The organism is Capnocytophaga periodontitidis, assembly GCF_016126015.1.
Classification (GTDB): domain Bacteria; phylum Bacteroidota; class Bacteroidia; order Flavobacteriales; family Flavobacteriaceae; genus Capnocytophaga; species Capnocytophaga periodontitidis.
The window spans coordinates 63,402-77,488 of record NZ_JAEFDB010000001.1 but is presented as its reverse complement, the minus strand read 5'-3'; the positions used below and the strand labels follow the sequence as shown (position 1 = coordinate 77,488).

Here is a 14,087-nt window from a genome sequence, read left to right as displayed (position 1 = left end):
GTTTTTATCATAAGATCTTAGAAGAAGTTTTTTTACTTCAATTGAAAAGTAGCTTTTCGTGCTAATTGACGAGCTCTAGGAGAGTTTTTATCTACGCTATTATCTACTCCTTTGCCTTGAGCTGTGATGCGATTAGCATCGATACCTGCTTTTACGAGCAAGTTTTTGACTGCATCAGCACGTTTTTGAGAAAGGGTAGCGTTGTAGTTAGTACCACCTAATTCATCGGCGTAACCATTTACGGTGATGTGAGCATTAGGATTTTCTTTCATATACTTACCTACGAAATCAATAGACCAAGAAGAAGATACTTGAGGTTCTGATGAATTGAAATCGAAGTAAGCGCTGATATATCCTTTTCTGATAAGATCGGCGGCTACATCACCAGAGGCAACATCGTTATCGCCAGTTGCTGCATTAGCAGCCTTAGCTTGATAGTTGTCGTTTAGGTAACTTTCAATCTCATCGGGAATACGGTTGCCATTAGCATCATTCATTTTGTTTTGTTTGTTAGCTACTTCGCCTTTCAAATCGGCAACGTTGCTTTCTAAAGCAGCGATACGTTGGGTAACATCCTCTTCTTGTTCACGTACATCAGCCCCTGCCCAATCGGCGTGTTTACCTTGTTTACCTATAGCGATATTCAAACCAGCAGTGAGAGTAAAGTGATTTCCTTGGAATCCTTTTTGACCATTAGCTGATTTGGTATCATAAGTAAGTTGCTGTTTAGTATTAATGTACATAGAACCATCTAACAAGAAAGCGATGCGGTTAGAGATTCTCAATTGAGGAGTAAGCCCTACTGTAAGGAAGGCGATTTTATCGGGTTTAGAGATTGCATCACTTTTTAGTTGAGAATATCCTAAACCAGCGTGCAATAGCAATCCTAAATCGCTTGTCCATTCTTCAAAACTCAACACGCGAGCTAAGTTAGCTACTCCTTGTAAGTTTACATTCCAAATATTAGATTCGAAAGCAGGGCTATCATCATCGTTTTTGAATACGTCGTAACCACCAGCCAAGCGAATACCAAATTTGTTGTTTGCCATATAGCGAACCCCTACATTAGCGCTCCAAAAGTTTGGAGTACTTGTGCCATAACCAGCAGTAAAAGGTGTAGTAGCTTTGTTCACACCTCCGTTTACATCTACAGACCATCGGTTATAGTCTACTTGTTGAGCTTGAACACCTAAAAAGGCTAATGAAGCTAAAGCGAGAATATTTTTTTTCATTCTTTTAATAAGTAAATAAAATTATACAATAAAAACTGGGGCAAAGGTATGATTTAAATTTTACTTACTCTTTAAAAAAGAAGAATATTAACAAAACATTAACATTTTAATTAATGTTTATCTTTGTGTTTTAAAAGCATTCTTTCCAATGGAGTGATAGCGCTATCGATTCCTTCTTCGAAAGTTTTAAATTGTTTTTTTACGACGAGGCTTTCACCTGGTATATGCACTTTTACTTCCACTATTTTATTTTCTTTAGTGGTGGTATTATCTAACTTCAAATGTACGTCCGCTTCAATGATACGGTCGTAGAAATTGTCTAACTTATCCAATTTTTTTTGGATGAACTCTACTAATTTGTGGTCGACAGTAAAGTCTACTGGGTGTACGTGTACTTTCATAATGTTTAGAAATTTTAAGGTTTAACAATTCTATTTATTATCATCCTCTTCTCTGCGTTCGGCTCTTGGATGGGCTTTTTTGTACTGTTTTTTAAGTTCTGCTAAACTTGTATTGGTGTATACTTGTGTAGAAGCTAAACTGGAATGCCCCAGTAATTCCTTAACAGTGTTCAAATCGGCACCATTATCCAACAAATGACTTGCGAAAGAGTGGCGCAATACGTGAGGACTTACGTCTTTCTTAGGTGTAACAGCGCTAAAGTATGAATTTATAATTCGATACACAAGGGTAGAATACAGTTTTTTACCATTTTTAACTAAGAATAAATAGTTTTGACTTTTTTCATTTGCTATTTCCTCTCTTAATTTTAAGTATTCTTTAAGCGTTTCTTCTAATTCTGGTATGATGGGGATATATCGTTCTTTATCGCCCTTACCTGATACTTTGAGTTGTTTTTGAGCTAAATCGACATCGGATAAGCGGAGATTTGCCAACTCGGAGCGTCGTACACCTGTGGCGTACAACATTTCGATTACGGCTCTATCTCTGACTTCATCGAAAGAGCTTTTGCTTGAGAAATAAGATAGTACTTTTTCTATTTCGGCTTCAGAAAAGGGTAATTTTTGTCTTTTTTCTGTTTTTAACAAGAAAATTCCCTTTTCAAACGGGCTCACTTCTATTTGTTTTGTTTTTTTTAGAAAGGTGTAATAGGTTTTCAAGGCGGACAATTTCCGGTTGATACTTCTAAAGGACATTTCCTGTTGGGATAATTGGATAATCCATTTTTTGATATCCTCTTGATCTGCTCTTTCTAAAGGGCATTCCTCTTCCTTATCTTCATATTCACTTTTGATGAATTTCTCAAAAGCCCTTAAATCGTGCTTATAAGCTTCCACCGTATGAATAGAATATTTCATTTCTATTGAAAGATAAATGATAAAGGCATTGATTGACATAGCTTCATTTTTTGTTGATTAAATAAAAAGATATAATCTAAAAACAGAGTGATACTCTTTTTATCATATAGCAAAATAACTAATTATTCTTGAAACTAAATGTTAAATAAGTGTTAAATTTTCAGATTTAAAGTTAAATATTTTATTTAACCTTATAAATGAGATAGTTATATTGCTTTTTTCCATCCTCAATCTCGCAGAATCCTCCTCCTTTCTCTATTTACTTAATTTCAGTGAAGATGTTCGTTTTCGTGAGCAAATGTACAAATAATATTTTGAATCACAAAATAAATTCAATTAAAATACCAATTATTTTTTTTCTAACGAGTATTTTCTTATTTATTTAAAAGTTTTTCTTTTTCCTTACGGATTTGTATTAAGCGATAGTTTTCAGTAGCTACTGGATAGGCTGATAACTTGTGCTTTTCTAAGAAACTTTTGAGCTCATTTACTATGCTCTGTGCTGAATAAGCATCGCGTATTTTATGTATCACCCACCAAGTTTCATCAGCTTTGTAGACATCGGTGGAGAGAGTGAGCACTTCGGATATAGATTTGAGTTTTTCGATAAGAGTTTCTCTTAATTTTTCGCGCATTTCGGGGGTTGTACCTGTAATCACTACCTTCCATAACGTAGCTTTATCATCGGGGACATATTCCTCATTAGCGACATCTTTCAGTTCTTCTAATAAGTTTTTTGCTTCTTCACTTTCGGCTGTAGCTGGATAGTTAGTTGCTATTTGTTGCAACTGAGCCTGATAAGGAGCTAATCCTTCTAAGCGAGCTGTAGTTTTAGCCTGCAAAAGAGCTATTGCAGGAGCTGCTGCCGTTTCACGATACTGCAATCCTTCTTCTTGCAATCGGCGAGCGGTTTCTACAAATTCACCTCTATTATACTGAGCTGTGAGACTATCAACAAATACTTGAGCAATTTTGTTGCGCTCGTGCTGGGTAGTTTCCCCTCCTTGCAAAAGTTTTGCATAATCGGTATTAGGATAATTTGCTAACAGACGACTTTTTGTAGCTTCAGCTTTAGAATTGTGAGTGTCAGTATAATTTTTCTGCAATTCGTAGAGGGTAGCAGATTCGATTTCGGGAGTAGGATTGCTGGCAAGCACACGCTCCAAGCGCTGAATAGCCAATTCATTCTCTTTGAACTTAGCTCGATAGAGGACACCTAATTGGTATAGCACCTCATTGCGATTGGTTACAAGCTGATTAATTTCAGTTTCTGTTTTAGGAAGTTTTGCCAAATAGTTATCAGGGGTTTCGACTTGCTTTTCTACAGTTTTTGTTGTAGTTGTTGAGGCTGTAACATTGGCTACTACCCCACTCCCCACTGATGACCAGCGCCAATTGTCTTCTAACTTTCTATCCCCCCAATACTGTTCAAACTGCTGTTTGCCATACGCCACGCTCATAGGGTTATAGAAATAGAATTTACCTCCTTTTTCTGGAGCAACATCAGGAGTAGAAAATCCCATACCCGTATTTTTCACTTTGCTTGTTTGCTCTTTTTGAGTACGCAACGCTGCTATTTGCTGCATAGAGTCGATATGCTTTTGGTAATAGGCACGACGTTCGGTTTCGGGCATACGGACTACTTTTAGCACACTGTCGTTCTTTCTTACAACATACTCTAATTCGGCTATTTTAGCTAAATTATCTCTTTTTCGGCGTACATATAAGTGTTCAAAAGTGTTTTCGGGGGTATAAGTAAGGGTACTATCCAAATGTTGATAAGCACCTATATAGTCTTTTTGGTCAAAAAACAGTTCAGAAAGACGTGTATGAGCTTTTGCTTTTAGCGGATTATTATCTTTATTATTATGTAAAGACTGACGGTAGTAATCGGTAGCGACTTTTTTCTGGTCGTTTTTTAACAATTCGGCGTGGGTATAGTAAAGTACATCGAGGTAGTTTTTGTGTTCATAACGATTTTCGAGTTTACGCAAATAGGCTAAAAACTCTGTTTTTTCTTCGGGAGTGAAAGTTTTGTTACGCGCTTTACCCGCTTGAGCTTCTACCCATAATTTACGCGGAATTTTCCAATTCTGTTTTACAACTTTCTCAAAAGCTACCTCAGCTGAATCTTTTTGATGTTGCTTTTCATAGAGTTGTGCAGCGATGAAATAGTAGCGACCGCGCAATGCTTTGTTACGTGTGTATTTACCTGCATTATAGAGGGCATCGGCTGCTTGGGGGTATTGTTCTTGATTGATATAAGCTTGTCCTAAAGTAGCATAAGCCTCAGCCCTATCGTTGCGACGCAATTTAGGATTTTCTTTAAAAAAGTCAGTAAGTTTTTCAATCGCTATTTTGTCTTTACCAAGACGAAGATTGGTTTTTTGTGCCCATACAGCAGCTTCGGGGATGCGTTCACTTTTACCATAATTGGTAAGGAGGTGATTGAATGCCTCTAAAGCAGGGAAGAAACGCTCGTCGTAATAACGCGCTTTTCCCAAAAGCATATAAGCATCATCTATTTTATAGTTGCGTTGCACCCCTTTGAAGACCATAGAGTGACGCTGGATAGTTTTGATTGCTTTATCTTCAGCACGCTCAAAATTAGGATTTCCCATACCATCTAACTGTACCTTACCACTGAGCCCAATGGGTTCTACAGGCAAGACTTCACTAAAGTTATCTTGGTATTTTTCGCGTAGTTCGTTAAGCCCTTTAGCATACGCCTCTTCACCATTGAAAAGCACATTGTACTTAGTAACAATAGGTTGCATTTGGCGGTTGTAGTAGGTGTTAGCATTAGGGGTACAAGCTATTACAAGCCCTATAAAAACCCCTACAAAGGTGCTATATAATAAGATTTTTTTCATTATATTTAGTGCTGTAAGAATGGGCGAAGATACTACTTTTTTTGTAAAGTATGAAATCTTTAACACTAATTTATATTTTTGTAGTAGGCACTTCGCCTATTATAAAAGTATGCTTCCCTTTGTCGGCTATCTTAGTGATAGTCTCTAAATACTGGAAAAATTTAATATTTTCATCTCCTTTCATCAGTTCAGAAGCGTTTTTAAGAGCTCGAGCAGTAGCTACTGCTGTGCGTGCATTTTCGAGTTCGGAGGTAGCACGTATTTTGCTTTCTAATACTCGTGAGAAGAGGTCTTGTACACTTTTAGGGAAAGTAATATCTATCAGCTGTGCTTTTATTATTTTAAGCCCAAAAGTAGCTACTTCGTTACAGAAATCTTCTTCTTTAAAGTCAGTAATATCTTCTCGGCATTCATTTAGTTTTTCACTATTGAAAGTGGCGATTTTCTGACGTAGTAACACCTGTGCAGCGGCTACTATTTGCTGTTCAGCTACAGTAAAATTATCGGCTTCAACCCCGAAATTATCTACAAACAGCTTAGTGTTATCGAGTTTGTAAGCCAAGTAAAAAGAAAAGCGCAATGCGATATTATCAGCAGTCAGTACCTCCTGATTTACCACCCTTACACTTCTTAATTTTTGCGATAGTGATATGATATGCACTTTCTCCCACGGACTAAATTTATAAATACCCGCAGATAGTTCTTGCTGAAAAACATTCTTTTTGAATAGGAGTCCCACAGAGTTAGGAGCTACCTCTAATTCTTTGTAAAACATATAGATACAATTGATAATTCGTAAAATAAGAAAGAGAAGACCTCTAAACAGAGGGAAAACCAATTAAGTCTCTCAAAAAGCGAAAGGCGGTATCCTCAGCTTTGCAAGCTTTGTTTAGAGTGAGCCACAACTCTGTCTTGTCTTTCTTCCCAATAATAATGAATTAAATGGAGTCATTCCCCTTTCGTTGTTCCGCAATACCTTATTTTGTGAGGGGAAGACGGTTTATATAATAAGTGGCGGTTTGTTGTTTCTAAATCTCCTACTCCCCCCAATAACAATATTAATAGGAGAAAGTCCTATATATCTATAGCTTGTGGGGGTAAATATAGTTCATAAAATCAACTAAATATAAAGTTAACAATTCTAGCAGCTGCTTTTTGAGTTGCTTCTTCGATATCTTTCTTTGTCCATTTATCTTTAGGATAGTTGATTAAAGCTATTGCAATAGCATACTTACTATCTTTATATCCTGATTTATAGATTACAGAGGTTTGCTTCTTTGTCTTAAACCATTCATTTCCTATGGATTTGTTAATATCCTCTTCAAGAAGAATTTTATTACCTAACTTATTCACTAAATTGTTAAACTCTTCTTTACTACTGATTTTTGCATCTTGCTGTATAGTAGGTATATTTCTACCACTAGTAGGCATTATATGTTCGATATTTACATTCTCAGCAAAATCAAATTTTAATCCTTTCTGTTTGGTATATATGTATTCATTGAGGTAGACTAACAAGTTTTTATCATACTCGTCAATAGCCTCTTTTAGTTCTTCTTCATTCCAATTGGCTCTAATATGTTCTTGAAAATCATTTTTTATAGTATCAATAGAAACTTTTTTATCTACTAACTTAATAGCTTCTCCAAAAAGGAATGTCTTGAATTTAGCACTTGAATAACCAATATCACTTAACTCTAAAATAGTGAATATTTTGAGCAAAGATTCAGCTATTTCTAATAAACTTGCTTCGGTAATTTCTTCTACTTTATAACGATATAGATAAGCAGATAAAAATAACTTAGCATTTTCATTATATTTCAACAATAATTTAACTATAGGATAGTCTTTTATATGATTCCAAATGTAAGCTATTTTGGTAAGCTTTTGACAGAGAACTAAAGGTTCTTCTAATAATTTTCGCTCAATATCAGTGTAATAACGTCTTAACCCAGGAGTAGCTACATCAATAGAAATATTTCCATCTTCTTTAGTACTTAAGTAATCTTGGTTTACAGCTCGATTGATGTACATAAATTGCTGTAAAATACCATCTATATTAGTTATTTTACAATTATTCAATTCATTAGAAAGTTTGCTTATATTTTCCCATTGCTCGTTAAAAACAGTTTTATCTCCTTTAGTTTTAGAGTATAATTGGGCTGAAATAATATCAGCATCAGAAAGTGGTAAGCCTGTAGAGTTTAAAGAATTAAACATCGTGATAGCTTGTTCTATTTGCCAACTGCGAATCTCTATTACTTCACATTTGGTCAAAAATATCTTAGCAAACTTATTGAGCTGTGTTTCTGACTTCTCTCCTAACTTAATGAAAAAGTATTTAAAGTTACGAAAATGACGAGTATATTTGTTATCCTTTTGCTTCCTTTGAATTTTCTCTACATTTCTTTCAGCTTCTACATAATCACTTGCTTCAATAATTTTTTTTATTTCATTATTATAGAGCTCATTAATAGATTTGTTTTCTAAAATGAGTATATTTTTAGTCTTATCAGGATCTTTAAGCATTGAAGGAATATCTTCAGCTTCAGCTTTATATAGTATTCCCATAATTTGATTGCGTCTTGCTTTAAGTCCCGCTTTAAGCTCCTCGGAATCTTCATCATTAGGTACTTTAGCTATTGCTTCATTGAGTCTTATAAGCATTGCCTTAAGCAATAACAAAAAGGTAGTAGTTCGCTGTTGTCCATCAATAAGACTGAACTTATCAGATAGAGAGCAATCTACGATAATTGTACCAAAAAAATAAGGATCTTCAGCATCTGATTCTATGAAGTTTTCTATATCCTGCCATAGTTTATCACATTGAGCTATATCCCACGAATAACCACGTTGGTATTCAGGAATAACAAAATTTTCAGACTTTTTTAATCGTAAATAACTGCTTATTAATTTTAAAGTTGGTTCAATATTCTTTGCCATAATACTATTAAATTTGTATTCTAAAATTTCTGCAAATATACAACTAAAAACCAAAAAGGCAAGCCCACGCTTGCCCTTTTAGTTTTTTATTTTGAAAGATACATCTTCCTCCTTGTATAAATATCGTAGAAAGCATCATCTTTAAGGCTATCTATAAACAAAATACTTTCGCCAGTAGATTTCATTTCAGGTCCTAGCTTCTTATCTACATTCGGGAATTTGTTAAACGAGAACACAGGTTGCTTGATAGCAAAGCCCTCTAAATGCGGATTGAAATGGAAATCAGTGAGTTTCTTCTCGCCGAGCATTACCTTGGTAGCATAGTTTACATACGGCTCTTGGTAAGCTTTAGAGATAAATGGCACTGTACGCGAAGCACGTGGGTTTGCCTCAATGATATACACTATATCGTCTTTTACAGCAAACTGCACATTGATAAGTCCTACTGTGTTCAGTGCTAAGGCTATCTTATGCGTATGGTCTTTTATTTGTTGGAGTACAAATTCACCCAAGTTGAACGGTGGCAAGGTAGCGTTACTATCGCCTGAGTGGATACCACAAGGCTCTATATGCTCCATAATACCAATGATATACACATTCTCGCCATCACAAATAGCATCAGCTTCCGCTTCTATGGCGCCGTCAAGATAATGGTCGAGTAGGAGTTTGTTGTTAGGTATCTTGCGCAAGAGGTCTACCACGTGGGCTTCCAACTCTTCTTTGTTAATCACAATCTTCATTCCTTGTCCTCCCAATACATACGAAGGACGTACCAATAATGGGAAGTCAAGTTCATCAGAGAGTTTGAGCGCCTCATCGGCTGTTTCGGCTACCCCAAAACGCGGATAAGGAATATTATTCTCTTTCAGCAGGGTTGAAAAACTACCTCTATCTTCTGCTAAATCTAGCGACTGGAAGCTAGTACCTATAATTTTAATGCCATATTTATCCAATTTCTCAGCCAATTTGAGCGCTGTTTGTCCGCCGAGCTGTACAATTACCCCTTCTGGTTTTTCGTGTTGAATAATATCATAGATATACTCCCAGAACACAGGTTCAAAATAGAGTTTATCAGCTGTGTCAAAGTCTGTGGAAACAGTCTCAGGGTTACAGTTTATCATTATGGTTTCATAACCACATTCTTTAGCCGCTAATACCCCGTGCACACAGCAGTAGTCGAACTCAATACCTTGCCCTATACGATTAGGACCTGAACCGAGTACTACTACCTTTTTGCGGTCGGTTACTACACTGTCGTTGGCTACGTATTCCTTGCCGTCAGCAGTGCGGATAGGTGCCTCAAAAGTAGAATAATAATAAGGGGTTTGCGCCTTAAACTCGGCAGCACAAGTATCTACTAATTTAAACACACGACGTATGTTGAGCTCTTCGCGTTTCTTGTGTACTTCGCTCTCCCAACAGCCCACCATATAAGCAATTTGTCGGTCAGCAAAACCTTTTTGTTTAGCTTCAAAAAGGAGTTCTTTAGGTATAGTGTCTATTTTGTAGTGCGATATTTCTTTTTCGAGCGCACATAACTCTTCGTATTGTTTGAGGAACCACATATCTATCTTGGTGATTTCGTGGATACGGCTCAGTGGAATACCCATCTGTACCGCATCGTATATCACAAACACCCTATCCCAGCTGGGGTAGGTGAGTTTCTCGATAATCTGTTCGTAATTTTTATAGCCTTTGCCGTCAGCTCCTAAACCATTGCGTTTGATTTCGAGCGATTGGGTAGCTTTCTGTAATGCCTCTTGGAAAGAACGCCCTATACCCATTACCTCACCTACCGACTTCATTTGCAAGCCAATAGTGCGGTCAGACCCCTCAAATTTATCGAAGTTCCAACGCGGTATTTTTACAATCACATAATCTAACGTAGGCTCAAAGAAAGCAGAGGTAGATTTGGTGATTTGGTTTTGCAGTTCGTCTAAATGGTAACCGATAGCCAGTTTGGTAGCAATCTTAGCAATAGGATAACCTGTAGCCTTAGACGCCAAAGCTGAAGAGCGCGATACACGTGGGTTGATTTCAATAGCGATAATATCTTCCTTTTCATCAGGCGACACTGCAAACTGCACATTACACCCCCCCGCAAAATCGCCTATACTGCGCATCATCTTAATAGCCATATCGCGCATACGTTGGAAAGTGCGGTCAGATAGAGTCATCGCAGGGGCTACCGTAATAGAATCCCCAGTGTGGATACCCATAGGATCCATATTTTCGATGGTACAGATAATGGCCACATTGTCATTCTTGTCGCGCAAAAGCTCAAGTTCGTACTCCTTCCAGCCTAAAAGGGCTTTGTCGATAAGCACCTCGTGGATAGGCGAGGCTTCCAAACCGCGATTGAGGAGCATATCAAAATCCTCTTTTTTATAGACGATAGATGCCCCTGTACCGCCCAAAGTAAAGGACGGACGTATTACTAACGGAAAACCAAAGCGTTGCGCGATTTCTTTCCCTTTGAGGAAAGAAGTAGCTGTTTCAGAAGGTGCCATTGGGATACCAATCTGGCCAAGCAGTATCCGGAACTTCTCGCGGTCTTCAGTGATTTGTATCGCATCGATATCTACCCCGATGATTTCTACTCCAAAGTCTTTCCAGATACCTTTTTCGTCAGCCTCAATACAGAGGTTGAGCGCTGTTTGTCCCCCCATTGTAGGAAGTACCGCATCTATTTCGGGGTGAGCTTTTAGAATTTCCACTAATGATTTAGTGGTGAGAGGTTTCAGATAGACCACATCCGCCATAGAGGGGTCTGTCATAATCGTAGCAGGGTTAGAGTTAATAAGTATGGTTTTGATACAGTCTTCGCGCAAAGAGCGCAATGATTGCGAGCCTGAGTAGTCAAACTCGCAGGCTTGTCCGATGATAATAGGTCCTGATCCTATGAGCAGAACACAATGTAGGTCGTTTCTTTTAGGCATTTTATATAGATATTGCTGTGTTTTTAGTATTTACAAGTGCTAAATTTTGTTGTATGGTTAGCATTATTACGGTCTTACGGATAATATTCTAATTCTCGTTTTTCTTCTATTTGAATATCATTCCCTTTAAAATTCTTAACTTTCCCAGATGATTCTTCTGCTATCAAGACTTTTAGGATTAGATTTCCCATCTTATCATAAGTAAGCTGATAAACTTTTGTAAAAGAAGGTTTTACACCAGTTTTATCCTCGTAATACTCTTCTCTTATTTGATGTGTAGTATTGTTATAAATGTATTTCGTCCTCCCCCTAAAATTTCCTAATATATACTCTTGTTTAGATACAAGTACGCCACCCTTATAGTCTTCTATCAGTTCTATTTTCCCATCAGTATCATATTGAGTATGTTTTTTCAGTTGCCCGTTAGTATCGTATTGATATACCTCCATATTGTCTTTCTCGCTATAACTCCCTCCAAAAGAGTCTTTCCTTTTTTTCATATAGGCGAGGTCGTATTGCTTTACCAAAAGTCTGCCCGCACTGTCGTATTCATAAAGCTCTTTGTAGTTGATACCATCATAACCTCCCTTCGTTTTCCTCTCCTTAGAAAGCAAATTTCCTTTGCTATCATACGTATAAAGGTAAGTCTCACCCGCCTTGATACCACTTATATTTACAGTTACTGTCTCTTGCAGCACATTGTTAGGCAACTGAGTAAATACCGACAGAGACTCATCGCTTTTCATCGTTTTTAGTTTGCCATCATCGGTATACTCAAACATAATTTCCTTTACCTTATTCCCGTCACTGCTATACGTTTGATAACTCACAAGCTGCCCTTTTTTATTGAAATAATACCTTGTTGAAGAGCCATATTCGTTATATTCTATAAGCGTTTTAACCTTCCCTTTAAGTCCATATTGGTTGAGGAAAGGCTTATATCCGCCCGATGTATGTTGCCCGCGTACAATGGTAAGAGATAAAAACATAAATAATAAGAGTGTTTGCTTCATAGTGATAAAAAAATAGCTACATTTTTCAAAAGAAAAATATAGCTATTGTACTATTAGAAAAGAATATACCACTGTATCTCTTGAGAGTACTGCTTAAAGGGGTACAAGGGAGGGCTTGTGGCGTGATATTCATTTAACAATTAATCATTAAAAAGAGCGAAAAACGGGTCTCGAACCCGCGACCTCAACCTTGGGAAGGTTGCGCTCTACCAACTGAGCTATTTTCGCGTATTATTTATGGCGCAAAGATACAACAAAATTTAATTCCTACAAACTTTTATTCGCTTTATTTTGCGAAAGAGAATCAAACCTTACAGCATCAATATCTATATTCATTTACTTGGAAACAATTTCATCAAGTTGTTTGAAAATAGGATTCATATCAATGTGTTTTGTCTTCTCATTCCACTCTTTTTTATAAAATTCTCCTAACTCACGTTCATTCAAAATATTATTTTCTGAGTAACGCTTGGCTTTTTCTAAAACTATTGGATTTATTTTTTAAGCGCTCATAACAATTGATTTTATGAGACAAAGACACTAATTATTTTAAAAATAACAGAAAAATAGTAGTTAGTTTTTAGTGGTTAGTCGTTAGCAACTAATAACTAATGTCTAAATTAAGAAATAATTATTATTTTTGCAACGTTTGGCGCAATATTTGATTATCACAATCTGCTTATTACAAATCAACTAATTGCTAAATTTACTCATTTTACTAATTAACTTATGGTTCATATCGACGAAAAAATATATCTTTGGCTCATAGCGATACTCATTCCGCTATTTATCATTTTTGCCTTTTCAATGCTTCGCAAACGCCGATTGCAAAAGCAATTTGCTTCCTCATCAACTCTTAGACGTTTAGCCCCCGACCGATCCCGCTTCAAACTGTGGGTGAAGTGGAGTGTTTTGGCTGTAGTGTTCTTACTGCTGAGCATTGCTTTGGCTAATCCTAAAATAGGCACTAAAATTGAGACTGTAAAACGCGAAGGAGTGGATATCGTTTTTGCTATCGATGTCTCTAAAAGTATGCTTGCTGAAGATGTAGCTCCTAACCGTTTAGAAAAAGCGAAACGCATTGCTTTTGAGACTATTAGTCAGCTAAAAGGCGACCGCGTGGGCATCGTGGCTTATGCAGCGAGTGCTTACCCTCAATTAGCGCTCACAACCGACCATTCGGCGGCAAAAATGTTTCTCCAAGGTATGAATACCGATATGCTTTCCTCACAAGGTACTGCTATTCAAGAGGCAATACGTATGGCAAGCAATTATTTTGACGACAAGAGCCCTACAGCCCGCTTGCTCTTCATCCTCAGCGATGGCGAAGACCACGAAATGGGTGCTACTGAAATTGCTTCGGAAGCACAAGAAAAAGGGGTACACATTTATACCATAGGTATTGGTACTGAAAAAGGAGCTCCTATCCCTATAAAAGAAGGAGGCGGACAAACTTATAAACGCGACAGCAATGGCGAAGTAGTAATTACCAAGCTCAACCCCGAACTCTTGCAACAGATAGCGAGCAATGCAGGAGGTGAATACCTCAACGGTGATAACACTCAAAAAGCAGTAAACCAAATTAATAAAATATTAGACGGTACTGAAAAAAGTCAGTTCGATACCCAAAAGTTTGTAGATTTCAAAGACCAATTTCAGTGGTTTTTAGGAGGTGCTTTACTATTACTTCTATTAGATCTTACTATTTTTGAACGCAAAACACAATGGGTGAAGAAATTGAATCTATTTAATGAAAGAAAAAAGTAAA

At 37.0% G+C, this 14,087-nt stretch carries 9 protein-coding genes and 1 tRNA gene; 1 reads left to right on the top strand and 9 read right to left on the bottom strand.

The genetic code is table 11. The features are described 5' to 3' along the window. Positions 1-32 precede the first annotated feature (32 nt). From I7X29_RS00325 to I7X29_RS00285, 9 genes are all read right to left on the bottom strand, one after another. The gene (locus I7X29_RS00325) at positions 33-1,232 is read right to left on the bottom strand and encodes an OmpA family protein (protein WP_088594588.1); all 1,200 of its coding nucleotides are present in this window, start codon (positions 1,230-1,232) and stop codon (positions 33-35) included. A gap of 110 nt (positions 1,233-1,342) precedes the next feature. Further along, entirely contained in the window at positions 1,343-1,633 is a 291-nt protein-coding gene (gene hpf / locus I7X29_RS00320; protein ID WP_002682031.1) for a ribosome hibernation-promoting factor, HPF/YfiA family, read from the bottom strand. 30 nt (positions 1,634-1,663) lie between these two features. Then, the gene (locus I7X29_RS00315; protein ID WP_088594589.1) at positions 1,664-2,590 is read right to left on the bottom strand and encodes a tyrosine-type recombinase/integrase; all 927 of its coding nucleotides are present in this window, start codon (positions 2,588-2,590) and stop codon (positions 1,664-1,666) included. Positions 2,591-2,925: 335 nt separating this feature from the next. Continuing rightward, positions 2,926-5,424, bottom strand: a complete 2,499-nt coding sequence (gene porW, locus I7X29_RS00310; protein WP_198472412.1) for a type IX secretion system periplasmic lipoprotein PorW/SprE — start codon at positions 5,422-5,424, stop codon at positions 2,926-2,928. 70 nt (positions 5,425-5,494) lie between these two features. After that, on the bottom strand, positions 5,495-6,199 hold the full coding sequence (locus tag I7X29_RS00305) for a slipin family protein (RefSeq protein WP_198472411.1): 705 nt from the start codon (positions 6,197-6,199) through the stop codon (positions 5,495-5,497). Positions 6,200-6,540: 341 nt separating this feature from the next. Continuing rightward, the gene (locus tag I7X29_RS00300; RefSeq protein WP_198472410.1) at positions 6,541-8,367 is read right to left on the bottom strand and encodes a DUF262 domain-containing protein; all 1,827 of its coding nucleotides are present in this window, start codon (positions 8,365-8,367) and stop codon (positions 6,541-6,543) included. 86 nt (positions 8,368-8,453) lie between these two features. Continuing rightward, the gene (gene carB, locus I7X29_RS00295) at positions 8,454-11,306 is read right to left on the bottom strand and encodes a carbamoyl-phosphate synthase large subunit (RefSeq protein ID WP_198472409.1); all 2,853 of its coding nucleotides are present in this window, start codon (positions 11,304-11,306) and stop codon (positions 8,454-8,456) included. Positions 11,307-11,380: 74 nt separating this feature from the next. Continuing rightward, entirely contained in the window at positions 11,381-12,295 is a 915-nt protein-coding gene (locus I7X29_RS00290; RefSeq protein WP_198472408.1) for a hypothetical protein, read from the bottom strand. A gap of 179 nt (positions 12,296-12,474) precedes the next feature. Continuing rightward, positions 12,475-12,547, bottom strand: a tRNA-Gly gene (locus I7X29_RS00285). 501 nt (positions 12,548-13,048) lie between these two features. Between I7X29_RS00285 and I7X29_RS00280 the strand changes: the two genes are divergently transcribed. After that, positions 13,049-14,086, top strand: coding sequence for a vWA domain-containing protein (locus I7X29_RS00280; protein WP_198472407.1), 1,038 nt, complete (start codon positions 13,049-13,051; stop codon positions 14,084-14,086). The last annotated feature ends 1 nt before the right edge of the window (position 14,087 follow it).

What these genes read in the sequence shown, in the direction of transcription:
- I7X29_RS00325 (WP_088594588.1), bottom strand. Translation starts at nt 1,232, where the DNA reads ATGAAAAAAAATATTCTCGCTTTAGCTTCATTAGCCTTTTTAGGTGTT.
- hpf (WP_002682031.1), bottom strand. Translation starts at nt 1,633, where the DNA reads ATGAAAGTACACGTACACCCAGTAGACTTTACTGTCGACCACAAATTA.
- I7X29_RS00315 (WP_088594589.1), bottom strand. Translation starts at nt 2,590, where the DNA reads ATGTCAATCAATGCCTTTATCATTTATCTTTCAATAGAAATGAAATAT.
- porW (WP_198472412.1), bottom strand. Translation starts at nt 5,424, where the DNA reads ATGAAAAAAATCTTATTATATAGCACCTTTGTAGGGGTTTTTATAGGG.
- I7X29_RS00305 (WP_198472411.1), bottom strand. Translation starts at nt 6,199, where the DNA reads ATGTTTTACAAAGAATTAGAGGTAGCTCCTAACTCTGTGGGACTCCTA.
- I7X29_RS00300 (WP_198472410.1), bottom strand. Translation starts at nt 8,367, where the DNA reads ATGGCAAAGAATATTGAACCAACTTTAAAATTAATAAGCAGTTATTTA.
- carB (WP_198472409.1), bottom strand. Translation starts at nt 11,306, where the DNA reads ATGCCTAAAAGAAACGACCTACATTGTGTTCTGCTCATAGGATCAGGA.
- I7X29_RS00290 (WP_198472408.1), bottom strand. Translation starts at nt 12,295, where the DNA reads ATGTTTTTATCTCTTACCATTGTACGCGGGCAACATACATCGGGCGGA.
- I7X29_RS00280 (WP_198472407.1), top strand. Translation starts at nt 13,049, where the DNA reads ATGGTTCATATCGACGAAAAAATATATCTTTGGCTCATAGCGATACTC.